We start from the raw sequence: 22,670 nt of genomic DNA on the forward strand, positions 1-22,670 counted from the left end.
AGTGGTTTAGTAAACTATTTTATTTGTGATTAAGGCTACATTTTTTCGGCCGCACCAACTCACTAAAAGAAACGATCAAATTCTTTTTCCTAATACCTTATATTTGGTATTTAAGAGAAAGATTATATTTTTCTTGGTTTTTTACAAAACTATGATATTATTATTAAGAACCTTGTTTAAGACAAGAATGAAAGACTTATAAGTCTTACTGCTTGAGATAACCCTCCTTTCACATAATAATTCAGAGACATAAGTCTCTTTTTTTACCTTTTTACACTCTCATATCAAAATCATATATAATTAGAAAGATACTTATGGATACTATATACTTAAACACTTTATTAAAGAATTTTCCTTTATTTTCAAAAGAAGAAGGTATTATAACAATCAGAATCAAGAATGCTATTATTAAAATAGATTTAAATAATCAAAAATGATGTATAGAAAACTTTAAAAACTTTGGTCACCAAAGGATTTTTGATTTAAGCAAAAATGAAAATTGATCAGTTTTAATGTTAGTTGCTTCACTGTTAGAAAAAGGTTATAAAAAATCACAAATATATTTAGAAAAAAGTTGAAAACTTGGACACAATACATCCGGTTTTGCAGATGTAGTTGTATTAAAAGATGCAAAACCTTATTATATTTTTGAAGTTAAAGATATAAACTCAATCCATAAATATATCAATCATAAATCTGCTAAGCATACTATGCAAATATTTAGTTATCTTTTTCAAGATAAAAACATCAAGGTTGGCAGTTACTACACCTATAACTTTATAAATCAAAGTCACCAATTTTTTAATATTTTTATAAACGATATTTTAACAAAAGCAGAATCAACTGAATCAATGTATGAAATATGAAACAAACAATGAGATATAAGTAATTTTGTTTTCAATAACAATCTCTTTGAAGCAGAATTTCAAGTAATTAAATATCATCAATTAAAAAAAATAGATTCTGATGCGATGAAACTTATTTTTAACCAGTTTTTAAGCATTCTTAGACAAAATAGTGTTTCTGATAAATCTAATGCATTTGATAAGATGATTAATATTTTTATTACAAAAGTATATGATGAAATTTTAGAAGATAGTAATTTTGAAATAGATGGACAAAAAATTAATGGGATGCAATTTCAATTCATCAATAATATTGATAATGATTTAAGTTTTCTTAAAAGATTAAATGATTTATACAAAAATGGTATGAATTATTGTATGAAAAAACAAATTATTGACTACTCTGATTCGGAAATTGAATCAATCATTGAAAATAATGATAATAAACAAAAACTCCGTCAAGTTATAGATGATTTGCGATTAAAGAAAAATAATGCTTTTTCCTTCATTGAAGTTTTTGATGATAAAACATTTATCGAAAACAACGGTGTTTTAAAAGAAATGGTTTTATTACTGCAATCATATAAATTTAAATACAACAACAAACACCAATTTTTAGGGGACTTTTTCGAAGAACTTCTTAACACATCTTGAAAACAAGAATCTGGACAATTCTTTACTCCAATGCCGATAGTAGAATTTATGGTTAACTCCCTACCTATTGAAACAATTATTAAATCTAAGTTAGAACAAAGAAATATAGATTTTATTCCTAAAATGATTGATTACGCTAGTGGAAGTGGACACTTTTTGGTTTCGTATATGGATTATATCGAAAATGTTATCCAAAAACTTCAACCAAATTATACATCTGCTATAAATAAACTGATTCAAAGTTATCAAGTTAACCCGTTTAGTTGAGCAAATGAGCATGTTATTGGGATAGAAAAAGATTATCGATTGGCAAAGACATCTAAAATATCTACATTTTTAAATGGGGATGGTGAAGCACAAATTATTAATGCGGATGGAATTAATAAATTTAATTCTATTGAATTTATTAATAGTCCTTTATACACCGAGAAAACTTTCAATCCTATTTTTGATTTTGTTATCGCAAATCCTCCTTTTTCTGTTGCCGGTTTTTTAAAAAATGTTTTAAAAAACAATGTATCTAGTGAAGATTTTAGTTTACTGAAAACCTTGGATGCTAAAAGTAGTGAAATAGAAGTATTATTCATTGAAAGAACTTATCAGTTGCTTAAAGATGATGCTTATGCAGCTATAATTCTACCTAGATCTTTTTTAACAGCCGCACAATATGCAACAGCACGCGAATTTGTTTTAACACACTTTAAGATTAGAGCAATTTTTGAATCAGCTGATATAACTTTTAGTGGTACTACAACATCTCCAATTATCTTGTTTATGCAAAAACAAGAAAAGGTAGAGTTAAATTATAATATATTAGTTATTAACTCGCCTAAAACTTTGTTTGGTAGCAATAATGCCGAAAAAGAATTTTTAGGTTATGAATTTAGCACTAATCGAAATAAACTAGGAATAACCCTACTAAATGATAATTTAAAGCAAAATTATGCTCCAATTGTTAAAGAATTTCTTACCAGAAATACTACAAGTAAGTTAAATAAGTTTACTTTTATTAAAAATATTAATCAGATGTTGTTGTTAGATAAAGATCAAAAACGTATTATTTATCCAAGATTTAACAAACCGAAAACTGGTTATATCAGTATCAACGATATCGCTGATGCAATTAATCCTGTTTATGATAAAAATGTAAATTATAAATACTTAGAAATATCAGATATCCAAAATGGTAAAATTAAACATAAAAATAATAAAAATAAAAAATCATCAAAAGTTGCTTTAAAAGGTGATATTGTCTTTTCAAGCCTACCGAATGCTAAAAAAATAGCTATCGCAGATGATAATTATTTTGTGTCCGCTGCTATATATGTAATAAGAATTACAGATAAGAAAATCAGAGATAATTTTTATAACTATATTTATAATAATACTAACAATATTATCTATGATATGAATGTTTTATTAGATGGTTTCAAAATTACATATGCAAAAATCAGTGAGTATAATTTCAAAAATAATGTATTTATGCAAAAGGATTTGATTTTTAAGAAGTAGGATCGGTTTGTCAACACTATAATTAGTATATAGAATAAAATATAGCACCATTGGTGCTATATTTTATGCTTTATTATTTTTCTTTTTCTTTAAATATCAACCAAATGAAAGTAGAGTTATAAGTGCGATTACAGAAGAAACTACTGCTGCTATTATTGCGGCTGTTGTTTTTGATTTGCTATTCCTAGAATTTGTAGGTGTTTTAGTTTCTGTATTAGTTGTTGTGCTTTCATTTGTTTTTGGTTTATCTTGTTTTGATTGATCGTTTGCTTTTGTTTGAGGGTTTTGCTCTGTGTTTGCTTGTTGGTTATTTGGATTTTTTGTTTCTTCTTGTGGTTGTGGAGTTTGTTTTTGCTCAGAAGTTATTTGTGAATCTGTTGGTTTTGATTGAGTCGGTTTATTTTTTTGATCAAGTTTTACTTCTACTTCGTTTTTTAAAGCAGTAAGTGCTTTGGTATTATTATTTTCTGGTTTATCTAATTTTGCTTGATATGTTGGTTTGTCTGCTTCTGAAAGCTTATTAATTAATGTTTGAACTTCTGCTTTTAAATCAGCTAAATCTTTCGCTGTCTTTTCATTAGCAAGTTGATCATTAACTGCTTTTTCCGCGATATTCAACTCTTGCAGATTAGTAGAATCATTAACTTGTTTGGTTAGCTTAGTTTTTGCATCAGTATTTGTTATTGTTGCTGCTAATGAAGCAATTTTAGGTTTTTTAGCATCAAAATCTCTTTTATCAATTTCAGCATCTTGTTTATTTTGTTCATCTAATGCTTTTTGAACTTTAACTTTTACTTCGTTTACTTTTGAAGCATCTGTTGCAACACGTAATTCTTCTTGCAATTGAGATTTATTATTTTGGTCTTTAATTTGATCTATTAATTTCTGTGTATCTACAATTGCATTAATAAATATTGATAGTGCTTTATAAGTTCTTACAGAATCTGGCACATGATCTGAATCTTTTCCTTGAAGAAATTCAATTAAATGTGCTTTTCTCTGATCTACATCAGAAAGTTTTCTTAAATCCATTACAACTGCAAATCTAAATTTTTCTAGCAATTGATTACCGATACCAATTGCTTTTTTAAGTTTTTCCTCTGAACCCTCAGCATCGCGAATAATTTGTCTAAATTTAGTAGTTCCAATTCCATTAACCCCATCTTCTTGACTAATAAACAATGTTTTTGTTCATAAATCATATGCATCAGCTATTAATTTACCAACAAAAGTTTTTGCTGCTTTAACAGTATCTACTGCCCTTGATAAATCAATAACATTATTTGTTAATGCCTTAGAAAATTCGGTTGAAACTGTATCAAATGATTCTTTTTTCTGTGGATTTGAATCAACTAACATTTTATCTAAATCAAATTTATTTTTATACTGAATAACTAATTCGGAATTTAACTCTGAATTTAATTGTGTTAATATACCTTGTTTAGTATTATCAGATTCGTTTGTTGGATTACCATATAGAAAATAATTAACCAATTGAGCACTAGTCATTGTTGCTTTATTTTTTTGATAATATTCTTTAAATGTGTCCCTGGTTTTTTGAACGGTTAATTTTTCAATTAAATCTGGAATCAGACTTTGATCTGCATCCACTGCTTTATTTTTCGCTTCAAATAATTTTGTTTTCAACTCTTGTAATTTTTTAAGTTTATCTGTATTTGATGTGGCTTTTTTGGCTTCTTCAAGTTCATTATCAAATTTAGTTGATTGATCACTTGTTAAAGCTCCAACGGTTGCTTTTAAGGTAGCGATATCTGCTGCATTAGCATCTTCTAAAACTTTAATTATTTTTTCAGTTGTGGTATCTTCAACAATGCTTGATTCAACTGTTTTAAGGTTTGCATAGATAGTATTAATATCAGCTATTTCTTTATCACCATCTTTGGTTACATTATTGAAATTAGTTTGTTTTTGCTTTTGTGCTTCATTAATTATATCTTGAATGCTCTTTACATAACCTAATTCAACCTCGTTAATTGCTTTTCTTTTTGCAACAGCATTATTTGCAGTTTGTGCCTTAGTTAATAATTGTAAAAATTTAGCACGATTATCGATTTGGTCAAATTTAAAATTCTTGAGTTCATCTTCATTTTTGTCTTTTTGTACTTTTTCTATTGTTTCACTATATTCTTTTGCTTTTGTCGCAATTTTCTCAAGTATATCAGTAACAGACTTACTAATATCTGCAGAAGTTGCATCGGTTTTATCTAAAATAGGTGAAATTATTTCATTAAATGCTTTTAAAAGTTCTTGCTTTTTAGCATCATCAGCGATTTTATTTATTTCATCTAATGCGGCCTTTTTAATATTTAAAGTAGATATATATAATTCAAAAAGTCATTTAATTTGATCTAATTTTAATAATGAATCATTTACAGAAGCATTCAATAAATCAATGAATGCACTTTTAACATTTGATGGAACTTCTGTATTTTTATTTAATAAATCAACTTCTTGCTTAACAAAGTCTTGTTTTTTTAGTGTTGCATTAACTTGTTCTTCAAGCAGATTAATATCATAAAGTGTTTTATTTTCATCGCTTATTATTTGACTTAAATTATCAGAATATGTTTTTTGCACCGTATTGCTTGAATCTATTTTAGCAATCAACGCTTTTAATTCAGCAACTTTATTACGGAACATTTTAACAGATTTGATAAATGATTCTTTTTGAAGTTCTGGATTTTCATTCATTATTGAATCATATTGAATCTGAGTAACCCTTTGATCTAAATAGTTTCCGTTAAATAAACGTTTATTTTCTATAGTAATGATTTTTTCACCTGCTTGGTCAAATTTAACTTTAAAATTATCTAATCTTTGTGAAATAGCAAGTGTATGTGTATTAACTCACAATAAATCAAGTGCTTTATCAAGATCATTTTTTACTTTATCTAACTCTGCTTGTGTTTTTGCATTTTTAATTTGATTATCAAACTTATCTAAATCTTCTGACTGTTTAGTTAATTGAATTAATGAATCCTTTTGAGCATCTAAAAGTAACTGACCTCTTTGATTTTCATCTGTATTCTCAGTTTTTAATTTACCTAATACTTTTGTTTTTAGACTTTCAAGTTTATCATTTACATTTGCATCAGGGTTATCTGATAGTGCAGTGTCTAATGAGATTTTAATAGCATTTAACTCTTTTTGTAATTGTGGCTGAGAATCTGCATTTGCTTCTTTTTTATCTTTTACAAGTGATATTAATCTTTGTAAATAATCTATAGTTTCAAAATTCTTTTGATAATCTGATCTAACCTTTAATAATTGAAGTTGCTTAACTAAACTATTCGGTTTATCTGAATCATCAATAGATGCAGCATATGCTTCATTTTGTTTAAAGCGATCATCATTTATTTTCGCTTCATCTGTTTGTTGTTTTTGAACTTTTCATAATAAATTTTGATATTCATCTAAATAAAAAGTTTTTTTAATTTCATCAATGAAGTTAGATTTTGCAACCTTGTTAAATAACGATTCAATCGCATCAGAAACTTTGATTAATGATCATGCTTTTTCAAAAAGAATTGACATCTTGTTAGCATCCATTTCGCTTGGGTTTGCTTTCTTATTAACCGTATTTAAACTACGTAAGTCGTCTAACAATTCATTGCTTTTATAGTCAAAATAAGATGTTTTTGAAAATCTCTTGGTATTTACAGTATTTTTAATAGCATTGATATCTTTTAAATATTGTTCTTTTCTTTCTACCGGCGCAACAGGAACAACATCAATTGGTTTTTCTTGTTTAGGTGGTTTGGGATTTATTTCAGTTTCCTTTGCTTTCTCTTCTGAAGTTAGTTCAGATGATCTAGGTGCATACACAGCAGCAATAACTGCAGCAGTAACTGCAGATGCAAAAACTGCTGAAGAAACTAAAAACATTGCTAATTTATTTTTCTTTTTCTTGTCTTTCATAAGGTCCTCCATATATATATATATATATGATTGTATTAATATTAATTTTTTAAATGTAGAATAATTGTATCAAATTTTGAGAATTTCCTGTGTTATTTTTTTAAATAAAAATGAAATTATTTTCTTACTTCTCGTACACAAAGTGATAAAATATTAAAAAAGGTGGCAGAGTGAATCTTGCTTGGATTTAATGCACACCTACTTACGGTTGGAACACCGTCTGAGTTATCGTATTAACAAAAGTAGGTGGTTGAAACTGTTTTTAATTACTTTAACGGATAACACAAGTTTGCCTGTGTGTTTGTTGACAACTGTGGTGGTTGCAATCAAACGTTACCAAACATAGGTTTTCGGTTGATCGCTATGTGAATAGCAGTATAAAAACTCCGTGTGTTAGTAGCACCCAGAATCCGAAAAGAGTATATTGACCAAAGTCAAGGTGCTTGGTGAAAACCCAGTATTTAAAATGAACCTTAGCTAAGTTCATGCTGTGCCAGAATAAAAGTGATTATCTGCAGCTCGGGAGTGTCGGACAACACTCTCCCTTTTTTATATTTTGATTCATAAATGATAAAGTTTTTGTGGAAATATAACTTTATTTTCCCGTTACATAGTTATTTTTGAAAATACAATAAATTTCTTTTTTATTAAAAAAGAATAAAATTATATCAATATGACTTCTTTAGATAATACTAATTCAAATGATAATAATTGCTGTGAGTTTCACATAAATAAAGCATTAGATGAGCATAAAGTTGCTAATATAGTAGACAAAAAATTAAACAATAATATCGATTTAGAAAACATTGAAAATAACACACATCATCTTAAATACAAGATGGGTGTATATCTTTTAAATTCTAAAGATCATGGATTAAATTTTAAAAGATTGTTCAAAAGATACTGAAATAAGATAATCTTTATATTTATTGCTTCTTTATTGTTTAATGCAGGAATTCAAATCTTCTTAAAACGAGCAGAAACTATCCCTTCAGGTGTAACTGGAATACCTACATTAATTCAATATGCAGTACCTGCTGTAGAACCTTATTTTGCTTTGTTATATTTAGCATTCAATATCCCTTTATTTTTAATTTTTGGATGAAAGATTAAAAAAAGTTTTATCTTTTTAACCCTAACGTTTATGTTATTTCAGATATTAACTAACCTTTTCTTTACTACCCCTGTAATATCTGTCGGCTTACAGGAATTTATTACATTTACTGAAAGAAATGAACCTACAAGCAACTGAAGTAATATCGTTTATTCTTTTATTGGTGCATTATTTATTGCTTTAGGTATCTCGATTTCTTGAAGATCGGGTGGATCGACCGGTGGAACTGATATTATTGCTTATTATTTTTCGGTTAAATCAAAGAAAAATGTAGGCCATGTGTTATCAATTATCGGAGTTGCTACTGCTATTACATTTTTAATCATCTTTGCTTTTTTAAAACCTAACTATTTATATCCCAATCCATTAGATAACGAAGGGAGGGTTATTACAAATATTGCAAATATGCCTGTATACAAGGATAATGCATTTATAAATGGTAGTTGAGATATAAATAAACTCAAAGAAATTTTTAACAATAAAAATAGTGTTAATGGGAGTGGTCCACATCGAATTTATTTTGGTATCCGTGAATTAACAACATTTTTATATATTTTAATTGTTAATGTTTTTATTGATATTCTTTATCCAAAATATAAAAAAGTTGATGTCACTATTATCAGTTGTAATCCTGAAAAAGTATTAGCTTACTTTCGTCTAATAAACTACTGACATTCATATCGAATTGAATCTTATAAATCAGGATATACAGGTAAACAAGCAACAAAAATTTCAACAGTTATGCTTATTTTAGAAACACCTAACATAATTTCTGATTTAAAATTAATTGATCCAAACATTTGAATATCAATTTCAAGGGTAAAACAAGTTGTCGGAAACTTTAATACCGAATTTGTCGAACATTAAAATTAGTGCAATTTTAGTGCTAATTTTATTTTTATTAATAATAAAAGTGGAGGTATAAATGAGACTTAATCAACTACAAGAAATTAAAGGAAGACAACTTAACAAGATTAAACCAGGTTTTGCTTTTTTAAGTTTACTCACTGGTATTCCTTTGTTAGCTTCATCACTTGCTTCAATAGTTGGTTTGTTTAGAACAGCATTTTCAGCAAATGGTGAAATAAAAGATAAAACAACAACTTACAAATGAAGTCATAATGAGAAAAGTTCAACAACAAATTCTAAAACAAACTATATTATCTTTTAATTTGGATATAAACTCTTTTTGGTATAATAAATTAGTTACCATGAGTAACCGTTCTGAAAAGGTTTAAGTAGCATAGCTCACCTCAAAGACGAGCCACTTTTTGGAGGATTGCATGTTAGCAATTATTGAAACAGGTGGAAAACAAATTTTAGTTAAAGAAGGACAAACCATTTTTATCGAAAAAATCGATGGAGAAGAGGGTAGTGAAGTAAAATTTGATAAGGTTTTACTTGTAGATACCAAGATTGGTACTCCTTATTTAAAAGATGCTTTTGTAACCGGAACAATTGAAAAACAAGGTAAAGCAAAGAAAATTATAGTATATCGTCACAATGCAAAATCAACACACAAAAGAAAGCTTGGACACCGTCAACCATATACACGTGTTAAGATAGTGTCTATTCAAGGATAATAAGAAATGGCAAAGACAAAAGCAGGTGGATCTACACGTAATGGTCGTGATTCACACTCAAAACGTTTAGGTGCTAAATTAGGTGACGGACAATTCGCTACTGCTGGATCAATTATTTATAGACAACGTGGAACCAAAATCCATGCAGGTAATAATGTGGGGCGTGGTGGCGATGATACTTTATTTACTTTAATTGATGGTTATATAAAATACGAAAGCAGAAGAAACAGAAAATTTGTTTCAGTATACCCTGAAAGAAAATTAAATTAACAAAAGAAGGGCATTCGCTCTTCTTTTAAATATTCAGTACCTTTGATATTGATCAAATCAGATTAGCACCCGATGCAATAAGTTGGTTATTACCATCATCAATATCAGAACCTGGAAAGCAAAATATTTCTTTGCCTAAGTTTAAAAATGCTGATATTAAATTATTTGACTTAGATTCTTTTTTTAGTGACAAGGATAACAAACATTTTGCTAGTGTTGCTGCAATAAAATTACTTTGTTTAAAGTATTTAATCTGTGGATGTGTATCAGGTGGATATTGACTTATAACAAGTTCATTATCTAAATTCATTCCACGATAATCATAACTATCAAGACCTTCCTTGGCTAAATGTATGATTTTACCTCCTTTAGATCGAAATAAATTTACAAATTCACTTTCGGTCTTTTTGTAATCATTGGTTATCAATACAACTTCTTTTACTAGTACATCAAGGTTTTTGTTTATTATGCTCCAATTATAAGTGTCTCAAAGTTCATTAATAATATAAAATTTTTCTTTTGCAGCAACTAAATCATAATTACCACGATAATAAATAGCAAAAACACATTCATTTATTTCATATAACTCCTTAGGATAGTTGTTTTCGATAATTGTTTTATATTCGATACCTAAATTTCTTAGGTTGTTTTTAATATTTTCTATTTCTTTATTAGGAATCTGACTACCATTTTGAATGTGTTTATAAATTTGATATTGGTCGCCTTTAAATTTTGTACTAAAATATAAAATTACATCTTTCATCATTTCTCCGTTTTTATTATTTATTTTTTTACAAAATAAACTGTAAATGAACCAAAAAAGGAAATGAATTTATATGACTACACATTATTTTATATTATTTTTGTATAAAAAGGTATATAATAATCATTAAATAAATAACATTATTATTTATGTTTAATCACCATTTATATTATTTATATAATTAATAGAAATAAAATAATGTTTGAAATAAAAACTAAATCAAAATTAAGAACGGAAACATAATGGATAAAACTTGTAATTCACCAAAACCAAGTGTTTTTAGTTTTTTTAAACTAAGAAGAAAAAACAGAACATCTGCAGAGCGTCCCAAAGATATAAAATCTTGAATTATTCATGGTTTTTCAGAGTTTTTTGGAACATTATTATTAACATTACTGCTTGCGGGTTTATCTACTAATATAACTGTTGTAAAAGGACAAGGTTCTCCTTTAACAATAGAAAACTTTTTATTACATCCAATTGTAGTCGGTTTTTATGTGGGGTTTATAGCCGTTGGTTTAGTTTTATTTATTTTCAACAGATGAAGTAGTGACCTAAATCCTGCTGTGTCAATGTATCGATATCTGTGTGGTAGTCAAACAGGTTGATATGTATCATATAAAATATTTATGCAAATGCTTGCAGCAATAGTTGCTGGTGCTATTATTTTTGCTGTTGGTAAAGCAACCGCAGCACATCATATTGGTTATTTATCTAATCAACCTTGAAATACAATAACTGCTACCAAAAAAGCATATTACTTTTTCCGTGGAGACTGAACACCTAATTATGCAATGCTAAGTGGTTCGATATGAATATTTTTTATTGAACTAATTATGACTGCAATCTTGCTTTTTCCTATTTTTTCGCCTAATATAAATGATAAATACCGTGATATCTTAATAATGTTTATTTTTTCTCTTACTGTATGAATGGGACTTTTAGCTGGTTCGGTAGCCATTAATCCATTTCGTGGTTTAGCACAACAATTACCTGTTCTTGCTTTTGAAAACAACATCGCTTCAGATGGATACTTACAAATTAAAAACACCTTGCAAGGCTATGATGTTATCAAAGATGCAACAAATTCTGTTTCTGCTGCAGTAGTATCTGTTTATCGAAATTCAGTAATTTCTGCAACAATTTCAATGATGTTAGGTGGTTTATTTGCTCCTGCATTCTATATGTTTATGCAAGGATTGACTGCTCGATGATTTAATCCTTGTGTGCTAAAAATTATTGGTTTTAAAAATAAAAAAGCAGAATGTATGGAAAAATGTGAAGAATCAAACCAAAATGGTAAAATTGAACATAAATAGTTCAATTTTTTAATCGGAGTAATATGGATTGAAAAACACACTTAATTTTAACCATCTTTTTTATTAGTTTTTTTACTTTACTTTTTATAACCCTTGTGATTTGATATTTGATATGAAAATACAAATACGATTACAAAAGCAATAAAAAAGGACATATATATGAACAAAAAATTTCGCAAGCAATCAAAAAAGCATTAGTTAAAAAGAGTTTTGAATATGTAAATGGTGGAATTTTTTATTATCAACAAAAAGCATTCGAAACAGATGGATATTTAATTTCTGATTCTTTTTTAGTCATATGCGAAATTAAGTTATATCAAGGAGAAATAGTAGGTTTATGAACTGATGATAAACTTAAAATATATAACAAAAATCACAAAAAACCAAATTTTGTAAATAACCCTATCTTACAAGCACAAAGAAATCTTAATCATACCTTCAAGATTATTGGTAAAAATGTTCCATATGCATATTTAATTATTGTTCCGTATATTTCGGATATACAGATAAATGATTTAGAATCTCATATTATATTTATAACGGATGATAAAATTAATGAAACAATTTCAATGCTTGATGATTTTGCTAAAAAACAAATACCAATTATAAATAAAGATGATGTTAAAACACAATTAAATGCGATGAAAGCAAAAACAAATAAAGAAAAAAAGGACTTTAAGAAACTTATTCAAAAGGAAGCATATGAATCAAAAAGTAATTAATTTATTATCAGAAAAACTAAGAATCACAACATTTCAAGTAAACAAAGTTTTATCGATGCTGCAAGAAGGAAATACAATCCCTTTTATTTCTAGATACCGTCAAGATGAAACAAAGGGTTTAAATGAAGAACAAATTTTTGAAATAGAAAAAGAATATAAGTATAATGTTGAACTTGAAATACGCAAAGAAAGTATCATTGAAATACTTAAAGAAAAAGATTTGCTAACAAATGAAATCAAAAATGCGATTTTTAAAGCACAAACAAAAAGCGAGTTAGAAGCAATCTATGAACCCTTTAAAGTTGGTAAAATTACAAAAGCCAGTCAAGCTATTTCATTGGGTTTAAAACCACTTGCAGATAGTATTTTAAATAATAAAAATCCTAAATTTAACATCCACAATGAGGCCTCAAAATATTTAAATGATAAGATTACATCAATAGATTTTGCTATTGAACAGGCTAATTTCATTATTGCTCAAAATATATCTCAAGATGTTAAAGTTAGAGATTTTGTTAAAAAATATATCATTAAGAATGCTCATTTAAAAACTAAACGAAACAAAAGTGTAGAAGACCCTGAAAATAAGTTTTTAAGTTATTATAAATTTGATCGACACATTAGAGATGTTAAAAACTATAACATACTTGCAATTAATCGAGCAAGCAAGCTAAAAATCATAACTAAAAACTTTGAATATAAAAAAGAACCTATTATAAATGGTATTTTAAGGATAGTTGATAAACATAAAATTAACGAAAAAAAACTACTTTTACCATTACAGGATGCTTTAAAACGACTTATTTTAACTTCGATTGAAACAGAAATATTTAATGAACTTTTTGAAATAGCACAACATAAAGCAATTCAGATTTTTGCTAACTCAGTTGAAAAACTTCTAACTGCTCCTGCAACATACGGACATACAGTTTTATCAATCGATCCTGGTTATAAAAATGGTTGCAAAATTGCTGTTTTAAATCCAAACGGAGATGTTTTAAAAGTAGATAAAATTTTTCCTTCTTTTACAAGGTTTTATAGTAAAGAAAACAATAATCAACCGAGTGCTACTGGTAAATTAAAAGAATTATTTGCTCAGTTTCCACAAATAGATATAGTCGTTATAGGAAACGGAACAGCTTCACAAGAAACAGAGAGATTTATCGCTGAATTTATCAAAAAAAGAAAAATTAAAGTTAAATGAACTGTGGTTTCAGAGGTTGGAGCTAGTGTTTATTCTGCATCAAAAGTAGCCCAAGAAGAATTTCCTAACTTATCCGTTGAAGAGCGTAGTGCGATCAATATCGGACGTAAATTCTTAGACCCACTAAATGAACTAGTAAAAATCGATCCTAAATCAATTGGTGTGGGGCAATATCAACATGATGTAAACCAAAAAGAACTCGAAGAATCACTAAATCACAAGGTAAATAAGGTAGTAAATGAAACTGGAGTGGACTTAAACTCAGCAACAAAATCAATTTTGTCTTATGTTTCAGGCTTAAACAAAGCAAATGTTGAAAAAATACTTGAACATCGTAGAAATAATGGTGTATTTACAAATCGCAAGCAACTGCTATCTATCAAAGGATTGGGTGAAAAAACTTATCAACAGTGTATAGGTTTTTTGAGAATCTTTAATTCAGATAACTTTTTAGACAAAACCTTCATCCACCCTGAATCATATGATTTAGCAAATAAAATTATTAACAAATACAATCTAATACCAAACGAAAAAGGAATAGATGTTTCACATTTAAATATTGAACAACTTATTGATGAATTTAATTCAAACGAATATGATATTAAACTGATTCTGGATGCTTTATCTAATCCGATAAAGAATTTTGATAAAGATAAAACTGGTTTTTTGGTAAAAGATTTTTATCTAGATGAATGAGAATTGAACCCAGGTAATAAATTAAAAGGTACAGTTGAAAATGTAACTGATTTTGGTTTATTTATTTATATTGGACTTAAAAAACATCTTTTTGTTCCAAAAAAAGATGCTAATTTACTAGGTAGCTCAATCTATGAGCAATTTTATGTAGGAATGATAGTAGACACAGAAATAGTCGAAATAGATGAAAAAAGACATCGTATTAGTGGAAAGATTATAGATAAATAACTATATCAAGGATAATATGAAGCATAAAGATAAGACTTATAAAATTGCTAGTTTGTTCTCTGGCATAGGTGGTTTTGAAGTTGGTATTTTGAACTCTGAAATAAATGCAGAGTTTGTTTTTGCTTCAGAAATAGATAAATTTGCAACAAAGTCTTACCTATCAAATTTTATAGATGCTAATATTGTAGGAGATATTACAAAAATAAATGAAGAAGATGTCCCTAATCACGATATTTTAATTGCTGGTTTTCCTTGTCAATCTTTTAGTATTGCTGGAAAAAGACAAGGATTTAATACTAAAAGGGGAACTCTATTTTTTGAAGTAGTAAGAATAATCAAGAAAAAACTACCTAAAGTTATTTTGTTAGAAAATGTCGAGAATATAGTTTCGCACAATCACGGACAAACTATATTATCAATTCTAAAAATTCTTAACGAAATTGGATATACGATTGATTTTAGCATTTTAAATTCAGCAAATTTTCAAGTCCCACAGAATCGCAATAGAACTTACATTATTGGAATATTAGATTATAAAAGCCAAAAATATATAAATGATAAAAATAAAAAAGTTGATTTTATCAAGCAAGAACTAAACAAGAATAATAAGTTTAGAAGTTTTAATTTCTTTAAAAATATCAAGACATCTGATAAGTTTATAGTTTTATCAGATGTTCTAGAGAAAGATGTAGATGAAAAATATTTTATTAAATCAGAAAAATTAGATAAATTTTTAAATAGCCTAAGAATCGATTATTGTGATGTTTCCAAAGAACAAAAAATCATAAGACTTTTTCAACTGCCAAAGGATATTTATAATGATCATGAAAGACAAAGAAGAATACATCATCCAAATGGTATTTCACCTACATTATTAGCAAGATCAGATACAACAAAAATATTAATAAAGAAAAAAAATAAATATTATATTAGAAAACTTACACCTTCTGAAAACTTCTATGTACAAGGATTTAACAAACCTTTTGTTGATAACATAAAATCTATTAACATTAGTGATACACAACTTTATAAACAATCTGGAAATGCAGTTTCCCCACCTGTTATAACATCAATATTTAACCTTATAAAAGATATGATAAAATAATTTTATGGAGTTTAAATTTATTGATTTATTTGCTGGTATAGGTGGTTTTCGAATAGCACTAGAAAATGTAGGTGCAAAATGTGTGTTTTCATCAGAAATTGATAAATATGCTTCTGATACTTATCAAAATAATTTTGGCGAATTTCCTGCTGGTGATATATTTAAAATAAATTCTAATGATATACCGGAACACCAAATATTATGTGCCGGTTTTCCTTGTCAACCTTTTTCTACAGCAGGTAAGAGATTGGGCTTTGATGATGACAGAGGTATACTGTTTTTTCAAATTGCAAGGATTTTAAGGGATAAACAACCCATTTCTTTTATATTAGAAAATGTTCCTGGTTTAGTAAATCATGACAACGGTAATACACTAAAAGTAATACTAGAAACTCTTAATGAATTGGGGTATAATGTAAGTTGAAAGTTATTGAATGCAAAAGATTATAATATTCCGCAAAACCGAAACAGATGATATTGTGTCGGAATTCATAAAAGTATAAATATAGACACATTTGATTCTATATTTCCGAATAAACAGAAATTAAAAAACACACTCAAAGATATAATTGAAACTAAAAATACAAAAAAAACATAAGTAAAATTGCAATAAACAACATAAATAAACATATAGAAGAATTTAAATTTAAAAACTCCACATTGAATGATGAACCAATAATAGCAAATAACATTCGTCCATCAAAAGTTTCTTTAAGTAGAAATGGTATCTCTCCTTGTTTAACTGCAAAAATGGGGACGGGGGGTAATAATGTTCCTGTTATATATAAATATATGAGAAAATTTTCTATTAGAGAGTGTTTAAAATTAATGGGTTTTCCTGATGGTTATATAATACGAGAAAACTATAATAGAAGTTATATGCAAATTGGGAATTCTATTGTAATTCCTGTAGTTGAATTAATAGCTAGAAATTTAATCTTAACTTTGCAAAGAAATATTCAAAAAAACTTATTTATAGATAAGACAAATAAATAAGTTAATGGGGTTTAAATATTATTGTGTAAATCCCTCTACTTCTTCCTGAACCATTATCTATTCTGTATGGATAAATATCTATAGGTAGCAACTTACTATCTATAAATGTGAAACTACTACAAAAAGGTTCCTCGAATCATCCCTTACCATAAAAAATTCCATCATATATTTTTTTATTATTCAAGATAATGTTATTAATTTCTTTCTTTGCTTCATTTTTTAACTTAACTAACTGATTCACATCGTTTATACTTTTAATATTATATCTTTTCAATATAAACAAATCAAATTCTGTTCTATCAACTATTAGATCGTTTAAAATTTTACTGTTTCTTTGTTTTTCTTTTTCGGTTGTGTAAAGCAGAAGTATAGTTGCATAAAAAGTAACATTTTCAATATAATCGGAAAATGTTTTTATAAAAGTCTTGATACTTAATTTTGAATATGTAAAATTTTTAGATGTTTTCATCTTAATTGATATACCAGAATTTTGGACTATTTTATAATCACTTACATATTTGAGATTCTTTTCGGTCAAGATATATTGATTTAATAACAAAAAGTCTCTATCTAATGTTTTTTGGGTTTCTATAATATAGCAATCACTCTTACATTTTACTTTTTTGTTGGCTAAATTTGAGTACTTATTCTCTACGATATTAATAATATAATATTCCTTATCATCACGAAGATTCAGATGAAATCTAAGAATTTTTCAATAGGAATTTTCTTTGTGATGATTCATATATTTTACAAAATTAAATTCTTCTATATCACCACCAAGTTTTCCAATACTGTTTTTTCGCTGCAACATTATATCCTGTATATCAGAAAGCATCGTTGAATACTTAAACTGTATTTGCCCTCTCTTTTTTGACCCAGCTATTGTTCCTTTCTTATATGCATTATAGGTTTGAAAAGACAAACGAGCTATATTAAATGTACTAGTATATAAGGGATTATTAAGATTGTATTTTAAAATATCATCTCTACTCGCTCAATAACCTGACATAAAATTACCATGATACACATAATCTACCTGTGTGCTTGTTTTTCCTGTAAATAATGCTCTATTTATGAGCATTGATTTATTATTATCAAAAAACTTACATATAAGCAGATGTTTCTCAGGGAATAATTTCTTAAATTCCTTTGTTGTGAATCTTCCCTTAACATTTCCGTGTGAATCATATTCAATCTTTGATGAACCATCCAATGTTCCATCACCTCATATTAACAATTTAATGTCATTAACAGAAAAACCTGGAATAATTTTTAAAGAAGATGTTTGGATTCATTTCACAAAACTACCAACTGATTCTTGATGTATACTATTGCTGAACCTATTTTTGTGCTTATAGAAAATTTTCTGCTATCAATATATATAAATATATCAATTTTTGTATTTACTTTTTTACCAGATTGATTATCTTTTTCTTTTTCAGCGAGCCTAGCAAAAACTTTTGTATTTGAATCGCATTTTAAATTGTTATCCAGACAAATATCCTCTATAAAATGTTTAAATACAATACTAAGATCTTTTATTCTCTTACCATTTATTAATTCAACAATTAACGATTCATTTTTATACCCATGTGAATTATCAACCAAAATTCCCTACTTCTGCAACCTTAATATAGCTTCAACCAATGTTGCTACCAATTCTCCTTGTGGTATACCATTTTTATCTGCTGTTCCAGCAACATCACAATGAATAAAATCCACTCCTTTTGTAAACTCTTTTAGAAATAATGCAGCTTGATTTGAATCAGAACGAACCTTGCTTGATCAATTTGCTAGATCAGCAACTTTTGAACCTTTATTTCCTGTATCAAAGTCTTTGTGAAACGGCATTCTTCATACTTTTTCTTGTGCTTTTTTGGCTGATTCACTAAATACATCTCATTTTTTATCACATGTAGATCATATCCCGGTATAAACATTTGATAATGCTGTCAAAATTGTTCCAGTTAATGTTGCTACATCGATAATCGTAGTAGAATTTAATTTTTCAGCTGCATAAAAAATCCCATCAGCAAGCACTAAACGACCCTCTGCATCAGTATCAACAACTTCAACTCATTTACCAGCCATCGATTGATAAACATTTTCTGGTAGTGATGCATCGCCATCAAGTCTGTTGTCTGTAATACACATAACAGCATATGCATTAACCTTAGCTTTCAATTGAGCAAGTGCTTTCACAGCATATGCAACTATAACTGAACCTGACATATCATATTTCATTCCGTTCATATGATATCCTTTTGTATTAACTCCACCTGTATCAAATGTGATTCCTTTACCTACAACAGATGTGATTTCCCGGCTTTCTGGATTTGCTAAATATTTAACAATAACAACTCTTGGTTCGTGGGTGCTTCCTTGATTTACGGATAAAATAAGTCCCATATTTAGTTCTTGTATTTCTTTTTTAGTTAAAATTTTAACTTCTAAATTTTCTATTCCGCTAAAGTCACTTGCAATATGTGCGGCTAATTGCTCAGAATTTAGGAAGTTTTCTGGTGTAATTTGTAGATTTCGGACATCTGAAACTGCTTTAGCAACTATTTTGAAGTTATTAAATATTTCAAATGTTTTCTCATCTAAATCTACATCTAAAATCACGATGTTTTTTTCAACTTTTTCTTCTTGCTCATAGTGTTTTTGGAATAATTTTGCTTTTGCAAAATATATCCCAAAAACAAATAAACGAAGTAACTGTTCTTTGTTAAAAAGTGATGCAAATGCCTCTAAATCAATTTGATAATCAAAATTTAAATTGCTTGCAAAGTTTTTAATTCACTCTTTTAAAGAAAAAATATTTTGATCTTCTTTCTTAATATATACATATGCTTCTTTTGTAGCGTGATTGTTAGTTACACAAAACTCTTTCTCACCTACATAATCAGGAAAATCCATTCCTTCGAATGCTGGTTTTAACAATAAAGAATCATCTCTTTGTTTGGTTAATTTAATCATTTTTTCTCCTTAAATTTATCTATTGCTAATAAGCTTGCTTGTCTATAGGCTCTAATTAAACCACCCACACCTAATTTTATACCACCAAAATATCTTACAACAACAACTAAAATATTTTCAAGCTTCATAAGCTGTAACAGTTGATAAATAGGTTTTCCAGCAGTATTTTTTGGTTCTCCATCATCGTTATAACCTGCTGATTGAACACCGTTTTGCGAAGTTATATAAGCATATACTGTATGACGAGCTTTTTTGTGTTGGTTTTTAACAAAATCTAAATATTCTGGTATTTGTCTTTTAGATTTTATCGAAAATACATATCCTATAAATTCAGATTTTTTTATAAAATATGATTCTTTGACAAAATTAATCAAATGTAACACCTTTTAATTTTTTTACCCATTGTACAAAATGATTTTGTGCTTTTGGTAAATCAATTTTACCTTTTTCTTTATAGATATTAAATTTTTGAGCATAATCATAAAACAGATTATAAATTTTGCTAACATCTTCTTGTGGTTGCATACCTATTTCGATTAATTTTTGTGGATAATATTTAGATAATAGTGCTCATATTTTGTTAGCAACGCTCGCTATGGGGAAATTTTCTAATTTTATTGAACCTATAGTGAGTAATTTAACAGCTGTTTCTTGATCATTAAACCTTGGTAATAATATCCCTGGTGTATCTAAAAACAAAAATTCATTATTTACTACTCATTTTTGTTCTCTGGTAACTCCAGGGAAATTAGCAACTTTTAATGTCGCTTTTGATGAAACTAAATTAATCAATGTACTCTTTCCACAATTAGGTATTCCTACAACAAAAGACTTAATTTTTGTTTGAATAATTCCTTTGGTTTTATCTTTTGCCATCCGTTCCTTGTTCATCTGTTTTAGTTTATTTAAAATTATATTTTTTGATCTCTTATTCCTCAAATCAAGTCATAAAAGTTGTTCATTAGCAAATCTTTTTTGTATTTGTTGTTTTTTGCTTACATCCATTAAGTCGCTTTTTGTGATAATAAAAAGTCTTGGTTTTTGTGGTGAAATTTGATCAAAATCTTCATTATATGAACTTATTGGACATCTTGCATCTAAAACCACAATAAATATATCTGCCAATTTTGAATTTTCTTTTATTTGTCTAAAACCCTTTGCCATATGTCCAGGATATCATTGGATTAGTTGTTCAAATTCATTTTTATTTTCGATCATTTTCGTCCTTTTTATATAAACTCAGCTTATTTGTTAGTCTGTTCTTTTCATAATCACTTTCGCTTAATTGCTTTTGTAGTTTTTTTATTTCATCATTTAATGTATTTATTTCTTGATCTTTTTGCTCTATTTTACTGCTTGCAATTAATAGTTCGTCAATAATTTCTGAAAAAATTTTATTTACTTGTTCAGGACTATATCCTTCTAAGGTGATATTCACGGTTGAACCATCAATTTTTTCATAAATTTTTTTTAATATATCATTTATTTTCATTATCCGTTCCTTACTTTATTCATTATTATTGCTGCTGCAGTTGCAACATTTAAACTTTCAAAAGAAATCGGTATATAAATATTGTGATTTGATAATTTTAGAATTTCATTTGAAATACCTTGCCCTTCGTTACCAAAAACTATTATGATGTTTTTCTCTCTAAAATTAACATTATTTAGTGACACTGCTTTGTTATTTAATGCTGTAGTATAGATAAAAAAGTTATTTTTTATGCTTATTAAATATTGATACAAATTATTTGTAGTGATAACATTAACATCAAATATTGCACCCTGACTTGAACGAATTACTTTATCCGAATATACATCTAGATTTTCAACAATAACTGTATCAAAATCAAATGACTTAGCGAGTCTTATTATTGTTCCTACATTTCCAGGGTCTTGTAAGTTATTTAATGCCACTATTTTATTTGATCTTTGATTTTTAAGTTTACTTTTATCACATAATGCAAGGCATTTTGATGGGGATTTTGTTTCTGATAAATATTCTATTAAGGATTCGGATATTAATGTAGATTTGGGATAAAGTTGTTGTGATGGTGTTTCAAATATTTCAATTACTATATCTTTTTTTAATGCTTCCTCTATTAAATGTTGTCCATATATAAGAAATTTCTGTTCTTTCTCACGATACTTTTTTAACTGTAATTTCTTTAAGAACTTGATTTTCTCGTTTGCCCTACTTGTTAACATCTTGAAATTGTAATAAAAAATCCTTTCCCTTTTCTACTTCGTATCTTGATAAATTTTGAAAATTAAGTTGTCGCATTACTTCAAAACCTAAAATACAAACACTATTTGCTAAATTTATCGAACGCATTGCTGAAACCATCGGAATACGTATGCAGTCATCTAAATGGGATGCTAAAATATGTTTATCAATGCCTGTCGATTCTCTTCCAAACATTAATCAAACTTCATTTTCTTCATCATAAACTCTTTTATAATCAATGTCTGTATAACTTTTTAAACCATATCTAGTTACATAAAAAATTTTTTTATCTGTGTATTTTTTAGCAAAATCTTTATAGCTAAAATGAACTTCATGAGGTATATCAGAAAGCATTCTACCAGCACCATAACGTCTGAGTCATTTTGGGTGCAAATCAAAGGATATCGGCTTAATAATATGCAATTTAGCCCCGATAGCATAACAAGTTCTGATAATATTTCCTGTATTAGGACATATTTCCGGTTGGTATAAAACAATATTTAACATTTTT

Annotated in this window: 21 protein-coding genes; 11 read left to right on the plus strand and 10 right to left on the minus strand. The window is 27.5% G+C overall.

Annotated features, from left to right (window positions below):
- Positions 1 to 314: 314 nt before the first annotated feature.
- Complete coding sequence (locus ACXYRO_RS02560; RefSeq protein WP_458614220.1) at positions 315 to 3,011, plus strand: HsdM family class I SAM-dependent methyltransferase; 2,697 nt, start codon at positions 315 to 317, stop codon at positions 3,009 to 3,011.
- Between the two features lie 63 nt (positions 3,012 to 3,074).
- On the opposite strand, the gene ACXYRO_RS02565 is transcribed toward ACXYRO_RS02560, so the two are convergent.
- Complete coding sequence (locus ACXYRO_RS02565; RefSeq protein ID WP_458614221.1) at positions 3,075 to 6,950, minus strand: hypothetical protein; 3,876 nt, start codon at positions 6,948 to 6,950, stop codon at positions 3,075 to 3,077.
- 673 nt (positions 6,951 to 7,623) lie between these two features.
- Between ACXYRO_RS02565 and ACXYRO_RS02570 the strand changes: the two genes are divergently transcribed.
- The 4 genes from ACXYRO_RS02570 (at position 7,624) to rpmA (ending at position 9,917) form a co-directional block, all read left to right on the plus strand.
- Complete coding sequence (locus ACXYRO_RS02570) at positions 7,624 to 8,931, plus strand: YitT family protein (protein ID WP_458607390.1); 1,308 nt, start codon at positions 7,624 to 7,626, stop codon at positions 8,929 to 8,931.
- A 58-nt stretch (positions 8,932 to 8,989) separates the two neighbouring features.
- Positions 8,990 to 9,235 carry a hypothetical protein gene (locus ACXYRO_RS02575; RefSeq protein ID WP_435129919.1) on the plus strand — a complete coding sequence of 82 codons (246 nt, stop codon included), beginning with the start codon at positions 8,990 to 8,992 and terminating at the stop codon, positions 9,233 to 9,235.
- Between the two features lie 112 nt (positions 9,236 to 9,347).
- Positions 9,348 to 9,647: a 50S ribosomal protein L21 gene (gene rplU / locus ACXYRO_RS02580; RefSeq protein WP_435129922.1), complete on the plus strand. Its 300-nt coding sequence runs from the start codon at positions 9,348 to 9,350 to the stop codon at positions 9,645 to 9,647.
- A gap of 6 nt (positions 9,648 to 9,653) precedes the next feature.
- Positions 9,654 to 9,917 carry a 50S ribosomal protein L27 gene (rpmA, locus tag ACXYRO_RS02585; protein WP_458607391.1) on the plus strand — a complete coding sequence of 88 codons (264 nt, stop codon included), beginning with the start codon at positions 9,654 to 9,656 and terminating at the stop codon, positions 9,915 to 9,917.
- A gap of 25 nt (positions 9,918 to 9,942) precedes the next feature.
- Here the strand turns inward: rpmA and ACXYRO_RS02590 are convergent, their stop codons facing one another.
- The gene (locus tag ACXYRO_RS02590; RefSeq protein ID WP_458598066.1) at positions 9,943 to 10,680 is read right to left on the minus strand and encodes a DNA-processing protein DprA; all 738 of its coding nucleotides are present in this window, start codon (positions 10,678 to 10,680) and stop codon (positions 9,943 to 9,945) included.
- 242 nt (positions 10,681 to 10,922) lie between these two features.
- On the opposite strand from ACXYRO_RS02590, the gene ACXYRO_RS02595 reads away from it, so the two are divergent.
- Genes ACXYRO_RS02595 through ACXYRO_RS02620 form a run of 6 tightly spaced genes read left to right on the plus strand, consistent with a single transcriptional unit; the run spans position 10,923 to position 16,950 of the window.
- Positions 10,923 to 11,999 (plus strand): aquaporin, encoded by a 1,077-nt coding sequence (locus ACXYRO_RS02595; protein WP_458614222.1) that lies wholly within the window; start codon positions 10,923 to 10,925, stop codon positions 11,997 to 11,999.
- A 23-nt stretch (positions 12,000 to 12,022) separates the two neighbouring features.
- Complete coding sequence (locus tag ACXYRO_RS02600; RefSeq protein ID WP_458607393.1) at positions 12,023 to 12,721, plus strand: NERD domain-containing protein; 699 nt, start codon at positions 12,023 to 12,025, stop codon at positions 12,719 to 12,721.
- Positions 12,702 to 14,849, plus strand: coding sequence for a helix-hairpin-helix domain-containing protein (locus tag ACXYRO_RS02605; RefSeq protein ID WP_458607394.1), 2,148 nt, complete (start codon positions 12,702 to 12,704; stop codon positions 14,847 to 14,849). The genes ACXYRO_RS02600 and ACXYRO_RS02605 overlap by 20 nt, the downstream gene beginning before the upstream one ends.
- 16 nt (positions 14,850 to 14,865) lie before the next feature.
- On the plus strand, positions 14,866 to 15,954 hold the full coding sequence (gene dcm, locus ACXYRO_RS02610; RefSeq protein WP_458598058.1) for a DNA (cytosine-5-)-methyltransferase: 1,089 nt from the start codon (positions 14,866 to 14,868) through the stop codon (positions 15,952 to 15,954).
- 4 nt (positions 15,955 to 15,958) lie between these two features.
- Positions 15,959 to 16,552 (plus strand): DNA cytosine methyltransferase, encoded by a 594-nt coding sequence (locus ACXYRO_RS02615; protein ID WP_458607396.1) that lies wholly within the window; start codon positions 15,959 to 15,961, stop codon positions 16,550 to 16,552.
- Between the two features lie 32 nt (positions 16,553 to 16,584).
- Complete coding sequence (locus ACXYRO_RS02620) at positions 16,585 to 16,950, plus strand: DNA cytosine methyltransferase (RefSeq protein ID WP_458607411.1); 366 nt, start codon at positions 16,585 to 16,587, stop codon at positions 16,948 to 16,950.
- Position 16,951: 1 nt separating this feature from the next.
- On the opposite strand, the gene ACXYRO_RS02625 is transcribed toward ACXYRO_RS02620, so the two are convergent.
- The 8 genes from ACXYRO_RS02625 to ACXYRO_RS02660 are packed head-to-tail and all read right to left on the minus strand — an operon-like array spanning position 16,952 to position 22,666.
- Entirely contained in the window at positions 16,952 to 18,253 is a 1,302-nt protein-coding gene (locus ACXYRO_RS02625) for a hypothetical protein (RefSeq protein ID WP_458614223.1), read from the minus strand.
- The gene (locus tag ACXYRO_RS02630; protein ID WP_458598052.1) at positions 18,226 to 18,561 is read right to left on the minus strand and encodes a hypothetical protein; all 336 of its coding nucleotides are present in this window, start codon (positions 18,559 to 18,561) and stop codon (positions 18,226 to 18,228) included. The genes ACXYRO_RS02625 and ACXYRO_RS02630 overlap by 28 nt, the downstream gene beginning before the upstream one ends.
- A gap of 6 nt (positions 18,562 to 18,567) precedes the next feature.
- Positions 18,568 to 19,932: a M17 family metallopeptidase gene (locus ACXYRO_RS02635; protein ID WP_458614224.1), complete on the minus strand. Its 1,365-nt coding sequence runs from the start codon at positions 19,930 to 19,932 to the stop codon at positions 18,568 to 18,570.
- Positions 19,920 to 20,306, minus strand: coding sequence for a YigZ family protein (locus ACXYRO_RS02640; RefSeq protein ID WP_458614225.1), 387 nt, complete (start codon positions 20,304 to 20,306; stop codon positions 19,920 to 19,922). The genes ACXYRO_RS02635 and ACXYRO_RS02640 overlap by 13 nt, the downstream gene beginning before the upstream one ends.
- Positions 20,299 to 21,150, minus strand: coding sequence for a ribosome biogenesis GTPase YlqF (gene ylqF / locus ACXYRO_RS02645; protein ID WP_435128780.1), 852 nt, complete (start codon positions 21,148 to 21,150; stop codon positions 20,299 to 20,301). The genes ACXYRO_RS02640 and ylqF overlap by 8 nt, the downstream gene beginning before the upstream one ends.
- The gene (locus ACXYRO_RS02650) at positions 21,137 to 21,424 is read right to left on the minus strand and encodes a hypothetical protein (protein ID WP_435128783.1); all 288 of its coding nucleotides are present in this window, start codon (positions 21,422 to 21,424) and stop codon (positions 21,137 to 21,139) included. Before ACXYRO_RS02650 ends, ylqF begins: the two co-directional genes overlap by 14 nt.
- Positions 21,424 to 22,140: a TrmH family RNA methyltransferase gene (locus tag ACXYRO_RS02655; RefSeq protein ID WP_458598043.1), complete on the minus strand. Its 717-nt coding sequence runs from the start codon at positions 22,138 to 22,140 to the stop codon at positions 21,424 to 21,426. Before ACXYRO_RS02655 ends, ACXYRO_RS02650 begins: the two co-directional genes overlap by 1 nt.
- On the minus strand, positions 22,127 to 22,666 hold the full coding sequence (locus ACXYRO_RS02660) for a tRNA (cytidine(34)-2'-O)-methyltransferase (RefSeq protein ID WP_435128789.1): 540 nt from the start codon (positions 22,664 to 22,666) through the stop codon (positions 22,127 to 22,129). Before ACXYRO_RS02660 ends, ACXYRO_RS02655 begins: the two co-directional genes overlap by 14 nt.
- Positions 22,667 to 22,670 lie beyond the last annotated feature (4 nt).

It is taken from the genome of Mycoplasma sp. 4013, assembly GCF_054353875.1.